The organism is Bradyrhizobium rifense (assembly GCF_008123425.1).
Taxonomy (GTDB): Bacteria; Pseudomonadota; Alphaproteobacteria; order Rhizobiales; family Xanthobacteraceae; genus Bradyrhizobium; species Bradyrhizobium rifense.
In genome coordinates this window covers 57953-74843 of the sequence record NZ_VSSS01000076.1, presented here as the reverse complement: position 1 = coordinate 74843, position 16891 = coordinate 57953, and the positions used below count along the sequence as shown (strand labels likewise).

The 16891-nt window shown below is 64.4% G+C and carries 18 protein-coding genes; 13 read left to right on the top strand and 5 right to left on the bottom strand.

Annotated elements, in window-relative coordinates:
• Nucleotides 1-79: 79 nt before the first annotated feature.
• The 4 genes from tatB (at nt 80) to FXB40_RS40945 (ending at nt 3579) form a co-directional block, all read left to right on the top strand.
• Nucleotides 80-670 (top strand): Sec-independent protein translocase protein TatB, encoded by a 591-nt coding sequence (gene tatB / locus FXB40_RS40960; protein ID WP_148777949.1) that lies wholly within the window; start codon nt 80-82, stop codon nt 668-670.
• Nucleotides 667-1479, top strand: coding sequence for a twin-arginine translocase subunit TatC (gene tatC / locus FXB40_RS40955; protein WP_148777948.1), 813 nt, complete (start codon nt 667-669; stop codon nt 1477-1479). The genes tatB and tatC overlap by 4 nt, the downstream gene beginning before the upstream one ends.
• A gap of 137 nt (nt 1480-1616) precedes the next feature.
• Nucleotides 1617-3062, top strand: a complete 1446-nt coding sequence (serS, locus tag FXB40_RS40950) for a serine--tRNA ligase (protein ID WP_148777947.1) — start codon at nt 1617-1619, stop codon at nt 3060-3062.
• Between the two features lie 154 nt (nt 3063-3216).
• On the top strand, nt 3217-3579 hold the full coding sequence (locus tag FXB40_RS40945) for a hypothetical protein (RefSeq protein ID WP_148777946.1): 363 nt from the start codon (nt 3217-3219) through the stop codon (nt 3577-3579).
• On the opposite strand, the gene FXB40_RS40940 is transcribed toward FXB40_RS40945, so the two are convergent.
• Nucleotides 3576-4334, bottom strand: coding sequence for a hypothetical protein (locus FXB40_RS40940; protein ID WP_148777945.1), 759 nt, complete (start codon nt 4332-4334; stop codon nt 3576-3578). The two genes, FXB40_RS40945 and FXB40_RS40940, sit on opposite strands and share 4 nt — an antisense overlap.
• Nucleotides 4335-4516: 182 nt before the next feature.
• Between FXB40_RS40940 and surE the strand changes: the two genes are divergently transcribed.
• On the top strand, nt 4517-5284 hold the full coding sequence (surE, locus tag FXB40_RS40935) for a 5'/3'-nucleotidase SurE (RefSeq protein ID WP_148777944.1): 768 nt from the start codon (nt 4517-4519) through the stop codon (nt 5282-5284).
• A gap of 3 nt (nt 5285-5287) precedes the next feature.
• On the opposite strand, the gene FXB40_RS40930 is transcribed toward surE, so the two are convergent.
• The gene (locus FXB40_RS40930; protein WP_148777943.1) at nt 5288-5659 is read right to left on the bottom strand and encodes a response regulator; all 372 of its coding nucleotides are present in this window, start codon (nt 5657-5659) and stop codon (nt 5288-5290) included.
• A 241-nt stretch (nt 5660-5900) separates the two neighbouring features.
• Here FXB40_RS40930 and FXB40_RS40925 point away from each other — a divergent pair, with 241 nt between their 5' ends.
• Complete coding sequence (locus FXB40_RS40925) at nt 5901-6551, top strand: protein-L-isoaspartate(D-aspartate) O-methyltransferase (RefSeq protein ID WP_148777942.1); 651 nt, start codon at nt 5901-5903, stop codon at nt 6549-6551.
• A 109-nt stretch (nt 6552-6660) separates the two neighbouring features.
• Nucleotides 6661-8058 carry a LysM peptidoglycan-binding domain-containing M23 family metallopeptidase gene (locus tag FXB40_RS40920; RefSeq protein WP_148777941.1) on the top strand — a complete coding sequence of 466 codons (1398 nt, stop codon included), beginning with the start codon at nt 6661-6663 and terminating at the stop codon, nt 8056-8058.
• Between the two features lie 101 nt (nt 8059-8159).
• Here the strand turns inward: FXB40_RS40920 and FXB40_RS40915 are convergent, their stop codons facing one another.
• Nucleotides 8160-9164, bottom strand: coding sequence for an ATP-binding protein (locus FXB40_RS40915; RefSeq protein ID WP_148777940.1), 1005 nt, complete (start codon nt 9162-9164; stop codon nt 8160-8162).
• A gap of 180 nt (nt 9165-9344) precedes the next feature.
• Between FXB40_RS40915 and yajC the strand changes: the two genes are divergently transcribed.
• The 6 genes from yajC to FXB40_RS40885 are packed head-to-tail and all read left to right on the top strand — an operon-like array spanning nt 9345 to nt 14983.
• Nucleotides 9345-9713 (top strand): preprotein translocase subunit YajC, encoded by a 369-nt coding sequence (gene yajC / locus FXB40_RS40910; RefSeq protein WP_148753779.1) that lies wholly within the window; start codon nt 9345-9347, stop codon nt 9711-9713.
• Nucleotides 9714-9760: 47 nt separating this feature from the next.
• Entirely contained in the window at nt 9761-11359 is a 1599-nt protein-coding gene (gene secD / locus FXB40_RS40905; protein ID WP_148777939.1) for a protein translocase subunit SecD, read from the top strand.
• A gap of 10 nt (nt 11360-11369) precedes the next feature.
• Nucleotides 11370-12389: a protein translocase subunit SecF gene (gene secF, locus FXB40_RS40900; protein ID WP_148777938.1), complete on the top strand. Its 1020-nt coding sequence runs from the start codon at nt 11370-11372 to the stop codon at nt 12387-12389.
• Between the two features lie 60 nt (nt 12390-12449).
• Nucleotides 12450-12833: an Mth938-like domain-containing protein gene (locus FXB40_RS40895; RefSeq protein WP_148777937.1), complete on the top strand. Its 384-nt coding sequence runs from the start codon at nt 12450-12452 to the stop codon at nt 12831-12833.
• Complete coding sequence (locus FXB40_RS40890) at nt 12830-13693, top strand: phytoene/squalene synthase family protein (RefSeq protein WP_148777936.1); 864 nt, start codon at nt 12830-12832, stop codon at nt 13691-13693. The genes FXB40_RS40895 and FXB40_RS40890 overlap by 4 nt, the downstream gene beginning before the upstream one ends.
• 45 nt (nt 13694-13738) lie before the next feature.
• On the top strand, nt 13739-14983 hold the full coding sequence (locus FXB40_RS40885; RefSeq protein ID WP_148777935.1) for a threonine ammonia-lyase: 1245 nt from the start codon (nt 13739-13741) through the stop codon (nt 14981-14983).
• Nucleotides 14984-14989: 6 nt separating this feature from the next.
• Here FXB40_RS40885 and FXB40_RS40880 read toward each other — a convergent pair whose 3' ends face one another.
• Together FXB40_RS40880 and FXB40_RS40875 are read right to left on the bottom strand one after the other, a co-directional pair.
• Nucleotides 14990-16168 (bottom strand): aminotransferase class V-fold PLP-dependent enzyme, encoded by a 1179-nt coding sequence (locus FXB40_RS40880; protein ID WP_148777934.1) that lies wholly within the window; start codon nt 16166-16168, stop codon nt 14990-14992.
• 95 nt (nt 16169-16263) lie between these two features.
• Nucleotides 16264-16821, bottom strand: coding sequence for a CAP domain-containing protein (locus FXB40_RS40875; protein WP_246208264.1), 558 nt, complete (start codon nt 16819-16821; stop codon nt 16264-16266).
• Nucleotides 16822-16891: the final 70 nt, after the last annotated feature.

The following is a 16891-nucleotide window of genomic DNA, read 5'->3' as shown; positions in this document are numbered from 1 at the left end:
ACGCGAGACGCGGGAAACGGACCCGATCCTGCGCGTGAGGGATTGGGCCGATCGTGGCTTCGCGTGAACGGAAGACGTCATGTTCGACATCGGGTGGAGTGAGCTGGTTCTGATCGGGGTCGTGGCCCTGGTCGCCATTGGCCCGAAAGAACTGCCGGGCGTGCTGCGCATGGTCGGCCAGTGGATGGGCAAGGCCCGCAAGATGGCCGCCGAATTCCAGGGCCAGTTCCAGGAAGCCATGCGCGAGGCCGAGATGGCCGACCTCAAGAAGAGCTTTGACGAGGTCAAGGAAGCCGCCACCGGCTTCACCGGCGGCGGTCTGATGACCTCGCTGCAGAAGGACGTCAGCGACGCGCTGCGCGTCGACGCACTCGACAAGCCGGCCGAGACGTCGACCACGACAACTGCTCTCGAACCGCCGGCGACTTCAAGTGAACCGCCGGCGACTTCAAGTGAAGCGCAGGCGACTTCAAGTGAAGCGCCGGCGATTTCAAGTGAAGCGCCGGCGACTCCGACGACACCGGAAGCCCCGACGCCTGAAACCTTTGTGGAGGCCGAGGCGCACGCGGCGGTGAACGAGCCGCTCGCGATCACGCGCGAGGTCGAGCCGCAGGCGCCGGTCGAGCAGGACACTGCGCCCGAGGCGATCAAGGACGCCAAAGCGTCATGAGCGACGCCGAGATCGAGGCCAGCAAGGCCCCCTTGATGGACCATTTGATCGAGCTGCGCTCGCGGCTTATCAAGGCGTTGCTTGGCTTCGGCGTGGCCTTCATCTTCTGCTTCTTCTTCGCCAAGCAGATCTACAACGTGCTGGTCTGGCCGTTCGTGTGGGTCGCGGGCGCCGACAACTCGAAATTCATCTACACGGCGCTGCTCGAATATTTCATCACCCAGCTCAAGCTCGCGCTGTTCGGTGCCGGCTTCATCTCGTTCCCGATCGTCGCGACGCAAATCTACAAGTTCGTCGCGCCCGGCCTCTACAAGCACGAGAAGCAGGCCTTCCTGCCGTATCTGGTCGCGACCCCGTTCTTCTTCGTGCTGGGCGCAGCGCTGGTCTATTTCGTCGTGCTGCCGATGCTGGTGCGTTTCTCGCTCGGCATGCAGCAGGCCGGCAGCGACGAGACCGCGCAGATCCAGCTTCTGCCCAAGGTCGGCGAATATCTGTCGCTGATGATGTCGCTGATCTTCGCCTTCGGCATCGCCTTCCAGCTTCCGGTGATCCTGACCCTGCTCGGGCGGATCGGCATCATCACGTCAAAGATGCTGCGCGAGAAGCGCCGCTATTTCATCGTGGTTGCCTTCATCATCGCGGCCGTGCTGACGCCGCCGGACGTGCTCAGCCAATGCTCGCTCGCGATTCCGCTGCTTTTGCTCTACGAGGGCTCGATCATCGCGGTCTCGATGGTGGAGAAGAAGGCGGCCGCCTCGCAGTCTACGACCGGCACCGACGTGTCGACGCCGCCGAATCCAGCTGAGTAGGGCGCTTTTCGCTCTATCATGTCGCCGCTTAGCCCATGATTCGTCATGCCCGGGCTTGACCCGAGCATCCAGGGCTTGATCTAAGGCGGCAGACACGTGGACGGTTGGGCTAACTTGGCCCTAACGGGAAAATGACCATGCTCGACATCAAATGGATTCGTGAAAATCCAGCCGAATTTGATCGCCAGCTAGGCCGTCGAAATTTGGATTCTGAAAGTAAGCGCAGGTTTTCCTCGGACAATATTCTATCTATCGACAATCGACGCCGCGCGATTATTCGGGTGAACGAAGAGGCATTAGCTAGGCGTAAGGCGGCAGCCAAGGAAAATGAGATTGCGCGAAAAAACAATGACGAGGTCGCGATAAAGCGACTGACAGATGAGGCGTTAGAGCTCAAGACGACCATCGCGACTACCGAGAAGGAAGATAAGGCGGCCGCAAAAGAATTGCAGGATCTGCTAGCGGAAATTCCAAACTTGCCGTTCGACGAGGTGCCAGATGGTACAGATGAACATGGTAACCGTTTGCGGCATGTGTTCGGCAGCAAGCGAAATTACTCGTTCGCTGCCAAGTCGCATATCGATCTTGGCGAAACGCTAGGTTTCATGGATTTTGAGACAGCCGCGAAATTATCCGGCTCGCGCTTCGTTGTGCTGAAGAAAGGATTAGCGCGCCTTGAACGCGCCATCGGGCAGTTTATGCTCGACCTGCATACGACCGGACATGGCTACGCCGAGATCAATCCGCCGCTGTTGGTGCGTGACGAGGTCATGTTCGGTACGGGGCAGCTTCCAAAGTTTGAGGAGGATCAGTTTCAAACTTCTCGTGGCATGGCGAAAGCTCTGAATAAGTTTCGTGCAGAGATCGGCCGCCTAACGGAGAAATTGGATGTGCTCGCAGAAGGAGATCGCACCGAGCTCCCTTCGGTTGAAGAGAAAGACGACTTCTTTGGAACAGAGCTGACACAGAACCTTTGGCTTATCCCGACCGCGGAAGTCTCGCTCACCAACCTCGTGCGCGAATCCATTCTCGACGAGAAGCAACTGCCGATGCGGCTGACAGCGCTGACGCCGTGCTTCCGCGCCGAGGCGGGCGCTGCGGGGCGCGACACGCGCGGCATGATCCGCCAGCACCAGTTCACCAAGGTTGAGCTGGTCTCGATCACGACACCAGAGACCAGCAAGGACGAGCTGGAGCGGATGCTGTCCTGCGCCGAGCAGGTGTTGCAAAAGCTCGACCTGCATTATCGCGTCATGACGCTATGTGCAGGGGATATGGGTTTTTCGTCGCAAAAAACCTATGACATCGAAGTGTGGATGCCCGGGCAGGGCGAGGGCGGCATGTTCCGCGAGATCTCCAGCTGCTCGGTCTGCGGCGATTTCCAGGCGCGGCGCATGGATGCGCGCTCGCGCGGCCCGGATGGCAAGCCGCGCTTCGTGCACACGCTGAACGGCTCCGGCACGGCGGTCGGCCGCGCGCTGATCGCCGTCATGGAGACCTATCAACAGGAGGACGGCTCGATTGCCGTTCCGAGCGTGCTTCAGCCCTATATGGGCGGGCTGAAGGTGGTCGCGCGGGACTAAAGCGTTTTCGAGCGAAGTGGGAACCGGTTCGCGTCAAGAAAACGCGTCAAGCAAAGTAATTCTCGTTGCCCGTCTGAAACGCAGAAACGTTTGGTTGCGAAGATCGGGCGGCCGGTTATCCTGCCGGCCATCCGTCAACGCGAACCGATCGTCCATGGCCTTGCACAGCGACATCTTCTGGGTCGGCCGACAATGGGCGGTGACCGGTGCCGGCATCCAGGCCGTCGACCAGCGCTTGCGTGGCGTGCTGGACATCGACATCGCGCGGCTCTGGGACGACACGCATGTGCAAAGCCGGCGCGCCAAGCCGGGCGTCAATGTCGAGGATTTTGACAAAGCGGTGACGGTCGCGCGTGAGCGCTTTCCTGAGACGCCCGCGTCGGCCCCGTTCGTTGCGCAGCTGAAGGCGCTCGGTGTGATTGAGACCCCCGTCGTCAGCCCAGTCGTGCCGGCGATGCAGCTGCGCGCGGAGGGCAAGCTCGCGCGCTTCCTGCCGCAATGGCGCGTCCGCCGTTAATAATGCATCGGGCCTGGAAAGTTCGGCGTGATCCGGAAATAGGTGTTCGTGTCCGTTGCGTGTGAGCGGTGTCGCGTTGGCACGCAGCCATGGCGCGTTGCGGCCAAGCCATGTCCGCAGTCACGCGGCCGCTCCTCTGATGACAATTTCGGCGAGGCGTCGATATCCGGCTTCACCGCGGCCGTGACGCAAGGGCCATCGCGCGGACAGCGTTTTGGCACGCATTTGCCGCGTGCGAATTCGAGATCGTAGATCTGTCCGGACATCGTGACCTGGCCATTGCACAGGCACGCGCCGGCGACCGTCATCTGACCGCCGAGGCAATTGTCCGCGTTGGATCGCACGCAGGTGCCGCCCGGATCCGTGCCCGCCGCCATCAACTGAAATCCGGCCGGGCAGGTGCATTGCCCATCGCTCACGGTGCCGCCAATGCAAGTGACGGGGATTAGCGCGCGCGGCGGGACGGAGGACGGTGCGACGTCGGTGATGCAGGCGCCACCCTCGACATGCGAGTTGGGCGGGCAGGCGAGCGGCGGCGTCATCGTGCTGGTCTCGGCCTGGGCGGGCGGCGGGCTCGGCTCTGGCGCCGCAGGGACTGGCGCGGGCGCAACGGGGACCGACTTGGCAGCGCAGACGCCGTTGCGGAACTCCTGCCAGGGAAAGCAGCGGTCCGCGGGTTCGGAATCCTGCGCCCATCCGGCGCCTGCCACGCAGAGGCCGAGACCGAGGACGATTGCGGCTGAAAAGCGGGTCATTCCGTGCCCGGTCGCCTGAAAATGCGCGAGAAAATTAGGATGCGGCGTTGCGGCGCTGCAATGAGCTAGATCACAGAGGAGACCCGCGTTGTATCAGCCGAATTCCCGCCTTCGGCCGGTTTGCCTGATCCGCCATAGCCGGATAAGACGGCCTGACCCCAGCTCAGGAATCGACCACCGGCATGCGCATTCTCTGCACCAATGACGACGGCATCCACGCTCCCGGCCTCAAGGTCGTGGAGGAGATCGCACGCGCGCTGTCCGACGACGTCTGGGTGGTGGCGCCCGAGCTCGATCAGTCCGGCGTGTCGCATTCGCTGTCGCTGAACGATCCGCTGCGCCTGCGCGAAGTCGGGCCTCGGCACTTTGCGGTGCGGGGCACGCCGACCGACTGCGTCATCATGGGCGCACGCCATATCCTGGGCACGAAGCCACCCGATCTCGTGCTTTCCGGCGTCAACAAGGGCCGCAACGTTGCCGAGGACGTCGTCTATTCCGGCACCATCGCCGGCGCGCTCGAAGGCACCATCTTAGGGATTCCGTCATTCGCGCTGTCGCAGGAGTTCAGCATTGAGACGCGCGAGCGGCCGCTGTGGGACACCGCGCGCAAATTCGGTCCCGACATCCTGCGCAAGGTGATCAAGGCCGGCATTCCGAAGGACACCGTCATCAACGTCAACTTCCCGTCCTGCGCGCCGGAGGACGTGCTCGGCATTCGCGTCACGCGGCAGGGCAAGCGCAATCTCGGTTTCCTCAGGATCGATGAGCGCAGGGACGGCCGCAACAATCCCTATTTCTGGATCGGCTTCGAACGTGCCGCAATGCTGGACACGCCGGCCGAAGGTACCGATCTCGCGGCGCTGCGCGAGCGCTATGTCTCGGTCACGCCGCTGCGGCTCGATCGCACCAATGAAGCGTTTTCCGAAGAGCTGAGCGCCACGCTGAAATAACGGCTAGCCGCCGCGAAGCGCGGCTTCGATGGTCTTGCCGAGCGCGTCGAGCTGGAACGGCTTCTGCAGCGCCGGCCGATCGCGATATTGCTCGGGCAGGCCCGACGAGCCGTAGCCGGTGGCAAAGATGAACGGGCAGCCCTTTTCCCTGATGAGATCGGCAACCGGCGAGATGACCTTGCCGTTGACGTTGACGTCGAGGATGGCGATGTCGAACTCGGTGGCCTGGACCAGCCGCAGGGCCTCGTTGATATCGCCCGCTTCAGCCGCGACCTTGTAGCCGAGCTCCTCCAACATATCCGCGACCATCATTCTGATCATGACCTCGTCTTCGACGAGGAATACAGAGCGGCCCGAAAGCCCGGTCGCGGTCATTGTCGTTGAGTCCTTGCCCATCTCCGGAAAACGTTCGCAGATTACACGAATCGACGCAATGCGCGTTTCGGCCAACGGATGCCCGAAAATGGCGTTTGCTGTTGGCCCGCTGCAAGCCGATCTATGGTCAAATACCGCAGCAAAACGCTATCATAGGTTCCTGAGCAGGAACAGGATTCTTGCCCGGGCCCGAGCGAGGCGTGCGGCGATCCGGCCCTCTGACGAGACGATATAAGCAGCGATGACCTCCAATCAGCCCCCGCCGGAAAAGATGATGTTTCAGCTCGCGCTGAGGCGTCGCGGCATCAGCGATCAGACGGTGCTGCGGACAATGGAAGAGGTGCCGCGCGATCTCTTCGTCGAGGCCTCCGATCGCGACGCCGCCTACCGTGACAGCGCGCTGCCGATCGCCTGCGGGCAGACCATCAGCCAGCCCTTCGTCGTCGCCTACATGACCGAGCAGCTTCAGCTTCAGAAGAGCCACCGCGTGCTCGAGATCGGCGCCGGCTCCGGCTATCAGGCCGCCGTGCTGTCGCGGCTGACGCGCGAGGTGCTGACGGTCGAGCGCTACCGCAAGCTTGCGGACGCCGCGCGCGCCAGGCTTGAAAAGCTCGACTATCACAATGTCGAGGTGATGCTCGGCGACGGGCTCAATCTGCCACCCAACATCGGCCCGTTCGACCGCATCATCGTCACGGCCGCGGTGGAGCAAATTCCGGAGAACCTGGTCGAGCGGCTCGAGGTCGGGGGCATCCTGATTGCGCCGGTCGGCCCGCATCAGGGCGTGCAGACGTTGACCCGCCTGAGCCGGACCGAGGCCGGGATCGAGCGCAGGGAACTCGTCGAGGTCCGCTTCGTGCCGGCACTGCCCGGCGTGGCGCGGGAGCTGTAGAACTCCGGATTAGCTGCGCTGCCAACGTCTTATTGGGAGGGTTAAGCCGTTATTTACTCGGCGCGTGTTTACTTAAAAGACCAGTTTTGTTGCGTACGAGTGAGTAACCATGTCTGTAGTCGCCGAGTTGCTTTACTCGCGCCGCGTACCGCAGGTCGCGGTGCTGGCGCTGATTTCCATCAGTTTCGCAGGGTGCAGTGCCGACACGCAGTCGCGGCTGTCCCAGTCGAACTTCTCCAATCCCTTTTCGTCTGAACAGACCGGTTCGGTCCAGCAGGCCCCGCCGCCGCAGCGTGAGCTGCCGCAATATGCGCGGCCGCAGACCCAGTCCGGCTATTATCAGTCCCAGGCCTTACCGCCGCCGGCGGTCGCCGCACCGCAATCCTACCCGGTTGCAGCGGGTGGGGGAGTTTCCGGAGGTGGCCGCGGGCTCGGCTCCTACACGCCGCCGGCTCAGCCGCGTCTTGAAGCGACCGGCACCGTGCCGCCGCGCTCGGTCGCTGCCGCCCAGCCGGTCGGCGGGACCAAGATCATCGTCGGCACCAGCGACACGCTCGACGTGCTCGCCAAGCGCTATCATGTGAGCCCGCAGGCGATCATGGCCGCCAACGGCTACAAGGGTCCGCGCGCGCTCTCGCCCGGCCAGCAGCTGGTCATCCCGCATCCGGGTGCAACGGCTGCTGCTCCTGCGCCGCTCATGGCTCCAGTTGCTGCTGCTCCGGCGATGGCGCCGAAGCCGGTGGCGGCTGTTGCCGCGCCGTCTAGCCTTCACTTCGTCAATCACGGCGACACGCTCGCCAGCATCGCGCGCAAGAACCATATCTCCGCGGCCGAGCTCGCCCGCGCCAATGGTCTCGAACCGTCGGCCAAGCTCAAACTCGGCACCAAGCTGACCGTGCCGGGCGCCAAGACCGCAGCGGTTGCCGCTCCGCTTGCTCCGGCACCTGTCGCTGCGGCCCCCGTGGCGGCTGCACTGCAGCCGGTCGCGGCCGCTCCCGCTCCGACCACCAAGATGGCCGCTGTTGCCCAGCCTGCGCAGAGCGCGCGCCTGGCTCAGGCCACCACCAATATCGAAGAGAAGCCCGCCGAGACGACGCCGGCGAAAGCGGCGGAGACCACCAGCTCGCTGCCGACCTTCCGCTGGCCGGTGCGCGGCAAGGTGATCACGAGCTACGGCGCCAAGACCAACGGCAAGTCCAATGACGGCATCAACGTCGCGGTGCCCGAGGGGACGCCGGTCAAGGCGGCGGAAGACGGCGTCGTCGCCTATTCCGGCAACGAGCTGAAAGGTTACGGCAATCTGGTCCTGGTTCGGCACTCCAACGGCTACGTCACCGCATATGCCCATGCGAGTGAGCTGTTGGTGAAGCGCGGCGATCCCATCAAGCGCGGTCAGGTCATTGCCAAGTCGGGTCAATCCGGGGAGGTGGCGTCGCCGCAGCTCCACTTCGAGATCCGCAAGGGATCGAGCCCGGTTGACCCGCTTCAGTTTTTGAACGGGGCGTGAGGCCTCGAGCGCCTCCCAGCCACATCAAGACGAGCCCATTGATCGCCCGCCCTGTGCGCAATTGCGCACTGGAGCGGGCGATCTTGTTTTCGAAGAAAGTGCTACTTGGCCGCCAGCTTCACGCCGAGCCGTCCCGCCAGTTCCTGCACGAACTGCCAGGCGACACGGCCTGAGCGCGAGCCGCGCGTCGTCGACCATTCCAGCGCCTCGCGCTCCAGCGCCTCATCGTCGACCTTGATGTCGAAATGGCTGCAATAGCCGCGCACCATGGCGAGATATTCGTCCTGGCTGCAGCGGTGGAAGCCGAGCCACAGGCCGAAGCGATCCGACAGCGAGACCTTTTCCTCGACCGCTTCGCCGGGATTGATCGCGGTCGAGCGCTCGTTCTCGATCATCTCGCGCGCGAGCAGATGTCGGCGGTTGGAGGTGGCGTAGAGGATGACGTTCTCGGGCCGGCCCTCGATGCCGCCTTCGAGCACAGCCTTGAGCGACTTGTAGGACGCATCATTGCCGTCGAAGGAGAGGTCGTCGCAGAACACGATGAAGCGGAAGGACGAGGCGCGTAGTTGCTCCATCAGCGCTGGCAGGCTCTCGATGTCTTCGCGGTGGATCTCGATCAGCTTCAGCTTGTCGGCGGGTTTGCGGTCGGCGTTGATGCTGGAGTGGGCCGCTTTCACCAGCGACGATTTGCCCATACCGCGCGCGCCCCAGAGCAGGGCGTTGTTGGCGGGCAGGCCGTTGGCAAACCGCTCGGTGTTCTCCATCAGGATGTCGCGCATCCGATCGACGCCCTTGAGCAGGAACAGCTCGACGCGGCTGACCCGCGGCACCGCAGCAAGGCGGCCGTCGGGGTGCCAGACATAGGCGTCCGCCTGTTTGAACGATTCGCGCTCGACGGCCGGCTTGCCCTGGGCGGCGAGGTGGGCCGCAATGGTCTCCAGCGCGCGGATGATGCGCTCCTGGGAAAGGTCCTGGGAGGCCTTCGAGGCTGCCTCTGGAGCCGCCTTTGAGACCGCCTTGGGGCGTTTTGCCGCGACCTGGGCGGGCTTCGTGGCAGCGGTACGGGGGCCTTTGCCGGCCGGGCTTTTGCTTGGTTTTTTGGGCATGTCCGAAGTTCCTGAGAATGCAGCCTTTATCGGGCCTGACGGCCCGCCGCAAGGTGGCCAAATCGACGGTCTGGCAGCGTTGCAATTGGGGCAATGGCCGCTATAGTCCGCGCGAATTTGACCGAACCGGTCGCCGTCAAGGCCTGACCGGCTTCCCCTGTTTCCACGAGGATCGTCCGAATGTTCATTACCCCTGCGTATGCCCAGGCCGCGGGCGCCGGTGACACCAACAGCATGTTGATGTCGCTGCTGCCGTTCGCCCTGATCTTCGTGATCATGTACTTCCTGATTCTGCGCCCGCAGCAGAAGAAGGTGAAGGACCACGCCGAGCTCGTGAAGAACATCCGCCGCGGCGACACCGTCGTGACCTCGGGCGGCCTGGTCGGCAAGGTCACCAAGGTGGTCGATGACGACCAGATCGAGTTCGAGATTTCTGACGGCGTGCGCGTGCGCCAGATGCGGTCGATGATCTCAGGCGTGCGCGCCAAGGGCGAGCCGGCCAAGGACAGCGCGAAGGAAAGCGCCAAGGACGACGCCGCGGCGAAGTAAGCGCTTCCGCGAGCATCTCAAATCTCCTGATCTGACAGGTCCAGTCGATGTTGTATTTCACGCGGTGGAGGGCGCTCGGGATTATCCTGACGGCGCTGATCGTGTGCCTCTGCGCGGTCCCGAACTTCTTCCCCGAGGCGCAGGTGAAGACCTGGCCCGCCTGGGCGCAGCGCCGGCTCGTGCTCGGCCTCGACCTTCAGGGCGGCTCCTATCTGCTGCTCGAGGTCGATGCCAACTACGTCAAGAAGGAAAAGCTCGACCAGGTCCGCGACGACGTCCGTCGCTCGCTGCGCGAGGCCAAGATCGGCTATACCGGCCTCGTGACCCGCGGCGATACCGTCGAGGTCCGGGTCAAGGATACCGATCTCCAGGCAGCGCTGACCAAGCTGCGTGACCTGTCGCAGCCGATCGGCGGCCTGCTCGGGTCGGGTACCCAGCGCGACCTCGACATATCCGATGCCGGCGGCGGGTTGATCCGTCTGGCGCTATCGCAGCCTGCGATGGTCGAGCGCATGCGCAAGACCATCGAGCAGTCGATCCAGATCGTCGAGCGCCGCGTCAACGAGCTCGGCACCGTCGAGCCGGTGATCCAGCGCCAGGGCAACGACCGTATCCTGGTGCAGGTTCCCGGCCTTCAGGATCCGACGCATCTGAAGGAACTGCTCGGCAAGACCGCGAAGATGGAATTCCGGATGGTCGACACCTCGGTGCCGCCGGACCAGGCGCAGCGGGGCGGATTGCCGCCGGATTCCGAGCTGCTGATGAGCCAGAGCTCGCCGAAGGTGCCTTACGTCGTCAAGAAGCAGGTGCTCGTCTCGGGCGCCGAGCTCAACGATGCGCAGACCGGGTTTGACCAGCGTACCAACGAGCCAATCGTCTCCTTCCGCTTCAATTCCACCGGGGCCCGCAAATTCTCGCAGGCTACGCAGGAAAACGTGGGTCTGCCGTTTGCGATCGTGCTCGACAATGAGGTGATCTCGGCACCAGTGATCCGCGAGCCCATTACGGGCGGCCAGGGGCAGATTTCTGGCAGTTTCACGGTCCAGTCCGCCAACGATCTCGCGATCCTGATGCGTGCCGGCGCGCTGCCGGCGCCGCTCACGGTGGTCGAAGAGCGCACCGTCGGTCCGGGCCTCGGCCAGGACTCGATCGAGAAGGGCGAGCTTGCGGCCTATGTCGGCTCGATCATGGTCATCGTGTTCATGCTGCTGACCTACCGGTTGTTCGGCGTGTTCGCCAACATCGCGGTGGCGATTAACGTCGCCATGATCTTCGGCCTGCTGTCGCTGCTCAATGCCACGCTGACGCTGCCCGGCATCGCCGGCATCGTGCTCACCGTCGGCATCGCGGTCGATAGCAACGTGCTGATCTACGAGCGCATCCGCGAGGAGCTGCGCGGCGGCCGCAACGCGATCTCGGCGATCGACGCCGGTTTCAAGCGGGCGCTTGCGACCATCCTCGATTCCAACATCACGACCTTCATTGCCGCCGCGGTGCTGTTCTATATCGGTACCGGTCCGGTGCGCGGCTTCGCCGTGACGCTCGGCATCGGCATCATCACCACGGTGTTCACCGCCTTCACGCTGACCCGGCTGATCGTGGCCGGGTGGGTGCGGTGGAAGCGGCCGCAGAGCGTGCCGATCTAGGAGCCTGACCGTGACTCACATTGTTCTCATCGGGCTCGGCATCCTGATTGCTGTCCTCACCGTCGTCTCGGTGTTCGGCTGGCTGCCGTCGCTGCGCATTGTCCCTGACGATACGCATTTCGACTTCACGCGCTTCCGTCGCATCAGCTTCCCGATCTCGGCGGCGCTGTCGATCGTCGCCATCACGCTGTTCTTCACCCACGGCCTGAATTTCGGCATCGACTTCCGCGGCGGCACGCTGCTGGAGGTGCGGGCCAAGTCCGGCACCGCCGACATCGCGGCGATGCGCACGACACTGGATGGGCTGCGCCTGGGCGAAGTCCAGATCCAGCAAATCGGCGGTCCCGCCGACGTCCTGATCCGTGTCGCGGAGCAGCCGGGTGGCGATGCTGCGCAGCAGGAAGCCGTGCAGAAGGTCCGCACGGCGCTCGGCGATGCCTTCGAGTATCGCCGTGTCGAAGTGGTCGGCCCGCGCGTCTCCGGCGAGTTGCTGGCCTTCGGCATGCTCGGCCTGATGCTCGCGATCGTCTCGATCCTGATCTATCTCTGGTTCCGGTTCGAATGGCAGTTCGCGCTCGGCGCCATGATCGCCAACGTGCACGACATCGTGCTGACCATCGGCTTCATGTCGATCAGCCAGGTCGACTTCGACCTGACCAGCATCGCGGCGCTTCTGACCATTTTGGGCTATTCGCTCAACGACACCGTCGTCATCTATGACCGCATCCGGGAAATGCTGCGGCGCTACAAGAAGATGCCGATGCCGCAGCTGCTGAACGAGTCCATCAACTCGACGCTGTCGCGCTCGATCATCACCCACTTCACCGTGACCCTGGCGTTGCTGGCGCTGCTGCTGTTCGGCGGTCATGCCATCCACAGCTTCACGGCCGTGATGATGTTCGGCGTCGTGCTGGTCGGCACCTACACCTCGATCTTCATCGCAGCGCCGATCCTGATCTATCTCGGCGTCGGCGAGCATCGCGAAGATGCGAAAGAAGAGGCTCCGCCGGCGAAGAAAAGCAAGGCGTGATCCGAACCGCAGGCCCTCGCATGAGTTTGCGAGGGCAGTCAGCTCATTCGGATGAAGCTCATGGCCGGCGATCCCAACGCTCCCCATTTCCCGCGCTCGGCGCCGATCGAGGCCTATGGCAAGGGCGGTTTTGCCTTCGCCGGCATGTCGCATAGGGGCTCGCTGCTGTGCCTGCCTGACGCGATCTGGGCCTGGGACGTGACCGATCCCACCAGGATCGACCGCTATTCGCTGGATCGGGTGTTCGCGGCTGCCAACAGCATCGACACGCTTCTGGTCGGGACTGGAACCGGCGTCTGGCTGCCGCCGCCGGAGCTGCGCCAGGCGCTGAAGGCGGTGAGGGTGGTGTTGGACACCATGCAGACCGGCCCCGCCGTGCGCACCTACAACATCATGATCGGCGAACGGCGCCGCGTCGCTGCCGCGCTGATTGCCGTGCCATGAGCAGCGCTGCGACGCCGCCCGACACCGTGACATTCTGCGCCGACCTCGTGCGCAACCATGACTTTCCGCGCTATGCCGCGACGCTGTTCGCGCCCGCTGCCGAGCGTCGTGCGCTGCTTGCGCTCTACGCCTTCAATGTCGAGATCGTCCGGGTCCGCGACCAGGTGAGCCAGCCCTTGCCGGGCGAGATCCGCTTTCAATGGTGGACCGATCTGTTCTCGGGCCTTGTTCACGGCAGCGCCGAGGGCAATCCGGTGGCGGCCGAGCTGTTGCGCGCGATCCGCGATTTTGACCTGCCCGTCGAGCCCTTGTCGCTGCTCGTCGACGAGCATCAGTTCGATCTCTACAACGATCCGATGCCGACCATGACGGCGCTTGAAGGCTATCTGGCGGCGACCTCTTCGGCCCTGTTCGCGCTCGCGGCGCGGATCATGGGCGAAGCTTCGGATGCGAGCGAGCACCTCGCGCGGCACGCCGGGTTGGCGCAGGGCATCGTGCAGGTGATCGCGAACCTGCCGCGGGACTCGGCCCATCGACAATTGTTCCTGCCGCAGCAATTCCTGACTGGCCATGGCTGTGGCATCGAGGATGTGTTCGCCGGCAAGCAGACGCCCCATCTGAATGCCGTGCTGGACCAGCTCATGGGCGAAGCCCGGCAACATCTGGCGACGGCCTCGTCGCTGCTGGCGCAGGTGGCGCCGCCGGCGCGGGCTGCATTCCTGCCGCTGAGCCAGGCGCGGGCCGATCTCGATCGCCTGTCGCGGCCGGGGCGCAATCCCTTCGCGCCGCAGCCGGTGTCGCGGTTGCGCGCGCTCTGGACGCTGTGGCGGGCTTCACGATCCCGGGAATTTACCAAATAGCGGTTGGCTTATCGCCCGCGGCGGCCGAATGCTCTATGCTGTCCCATGGCTGAATTGTCCCAAACCGCAATCCCCGATCTAAGCGGCCTTCCGGTCGCACCGGGCGACATTCAAGCTGCTGCCGAGACCATCCGCGGTGCCGTCGTCGAGACGCCCTGCAGCTACAGCCGGACGCTGAGCAACATCTACGGCTGCGAGCTCTGGCTCAAATTCGAGAACCTCCAGTTCACCTCTTCGTTCAAGGAGCGTGGCGCGCTGAACCGGCTCACGGCGCTGACGCCGGAGGAGCGCGCGCGCGGCGTTGTCGCCATGTCGGCGGGCAACCACGCGCAGGGAGTGGCCTATCACGCCAAGCGGCTCGGCATTCCCGCCACGATCGTCATGCCGGTGGGCACGCCGATGGTGAAGGTCGAGAACACCAGACATCATGGTGCCGAGGTGGTTGTCACCGGCGCGACGCTGGAGGAGGCGGCCGCGTACGCGCGAAGCCACGGCGAGGCCCGCGGCATGATCTTCGTCCATCCTTACGACGATCCGCTGGTCATTGCAGGGCAAGGCACGGTCGGGCTGGAAATGCTCAAGGCGGTCCCGGAGCTCGACACGCTGGTCGTTCCGATCGGCGGCGGCGGCCTGATCAGCGGCATCGCCATTGCCGCGAAATCGCTGAAGCCGTCATTGCGCATCCTGGGCGTCGAGGCCTGGCTCTATCCCTCGATGTACAATGCTGTCCATGGTGGCAATCTGCCGGCACGCGGCGATACGCTCGCCGAAGGCATCGCGGTCAAATCGCCGGGCAAGATCACCACTGAAATCGTCCGCCGCCTGGTTGACGACATCGCGCTCGTCAACGAAGCCGAGCTCGAGCGTGCAGTCGCAACCCTGATCTCGATCGAGAAGACGGTCGTCGAGGGCGCCGGCGCCGCGGGCCTTGCGGCGATCATGTCCGATCCCACGCGCTTCGCTGGTGAGAAGGTTGGCCTGGTCCTGAGCGGCGGCAACATCGACACGAGGCTGATCGCCTCGGTGCTCACGCGCGAACTGGCGCGCGAGGGGCGGCTGACGCAGCTCTCGCTCGATATTCCTGACAGGCCGGGCCAATTGGCTGCGGTCGCGGCGCTGCTCGCCGAAGCCGGCGCCAACATCATCGAGGTCTCGCACCAGCGGACCTTCTCCGACCTGCCGGCCAAGGCGACGCTGCTGCAACTCGTCATCGAGACCCGCGACAGCGCGCATCTCGACGAGGTAATGGCCAAGCTCGGCGCATCCGGACTGAGCGCGCGCTGCACCTGAGCGGAGCTATCGCGCCGCCAGACTTGCGAGGTGGGCGATCAGCCGATCGATCTCGGCTTCCGTATTGTAGTAATGCGGAGACGCCCGCACGACCACCGGCAGCGCGCGGACTTCGGCGTCGATGCGGGTGCTCGACGGATCCGAGGCGCCGATCGTGAGGCCGGCCGCGGCGGCGCTGCGGACGATAGCATCCGCCTCACGCCCCTCCATCGTGAAGCTGACGATCGCGCCCGGCGCACGGCCGAGGTCGCGAATGGTGATGCCGCTGACAGCGCCGAGGCCGTTGCGGAGACGATCCGCCAGCAGGCGGCAGCGCTGCTCGATCGGGCCGAGGCCGATCGCCAGGGCGTAATCGACGGCGGCGCCGAGCCCGAGCCGGGCCGCGTAATTGTTCTCCCAGGTCTCGAACCGGCGGGCATCATCGCGGAGCTGATAGTGGTCCCGCGAGACCCAGGGCGCCGCGAAATGGTCGATCATCGGCGGCTCAAGTTGTTGCAGCAGTGGCCTGCGGACGTAGAGAAAGCCGGTACCGCGCGGCCCGCGCAGGAATTTGCGCCCCGTGGCCGACAGCATATCGCAACCGATCGCTTCAACGTCGACCTGCATCTGGCCGACCGCCTGGCAGGCATCGAGCAGATAGGGAATGCCGCGTGCGCGCGCGATTTTGCCGACGGCTGCGGCGGGATTGACGAGCCCGCCATTGGTCGGAACCCAGGTGATGGCGATCAGCTTCACCCGGTCATCGATCATGCGTTCGAGCGCCTCGATGTCGAGCTCGCCGGTGGCATCGCTCGGCACGACATCGATGACCGCGCCTGTGCGCCTGGCGACCTGCAGGAATGCGACATAGTTGGCGGCGTATTCCGCCTCGGCGGTCAGGATCCGGTCGCCGGCGCGAAACGGCAGCGCATAGAACGCCATCTGCCAGGCAACGGTCGCGTTCTCCATGAGCGCGATCTCGTCCGGCGCGGCATTCAGCAGGCGCGCTACCGAGCCGTAGACCGCATCAAGCCGCTCGGATTCGCGGTCGGCGGCGGCATAGCCTCCGATCTCGCTCTCCAGATCGATATGCTGCTTCATCGCCGTGACGACGGCCATCGGCATGAGCGCCGCGCCGGCATTGTGGAGATAGGCGAGCCGGGAGGCGGCCGGTGTATCGGCCCGTATTCGCTCGATGTCGATCATCTACACCTCCCGTCTTGCGACCTCTGCGCATGAATTAGACGCGTCCAGGAACGCGGGCAAGATGGGCGGCACGAGGAGCGAAGCCAGGCTTCGGCTCAGATGCAGAGGCCGAGCAGCTTGATATGGCAGTTGCTGGATTTGGGCTTGCCGGCGGGCGCGACCTCGCGTTTCACGGCGACCAGCGGCTCGCTGTCCTTCTTGCCCTTGCCCTTCTTCGGCTCGTAGTCGCCGGCGATCACCATGGCCCAATAGGTGCGCTTGCCGCTGGCGGTCTTCGCGCTGGCGATGCCGACGCGGGAGGCGTTGTGCAGCAGCAGGTTCTTGCGGTGCCCGGAGGAGTCGATCCACTGGCCGAGCGTCTTTTCGAAATTGTCGTAGCCATAGGCAATGTTCTCGGCGGCGCGGCCCGCGCCCGATGGCGCGACGCGCTTGTTGAACGGGCCGAGGGCGTCGTGGCTGAGATCGTCCTTCGCTGCCATCGCACGGGCCTGGTCCATGGCAATGCGGTCGAGGGTTGTGTCGCGTACGACGCGGCCCTCACCATGTTTCAGCCGGAAGCCGGAGATCTGTTCGGAAGGGGATTCCGCGGCCATCACGGGCGCCGCCACCAGCAGCACGAGACCTGCGATCAGCAGGGCTGCGCGGCGCCTCATGGTCCCCCAGCGATTCATCGTTCCCCAAGTCAGTGTGATCCCCCGGCTTCTCCACCGGCATTGTGGACGC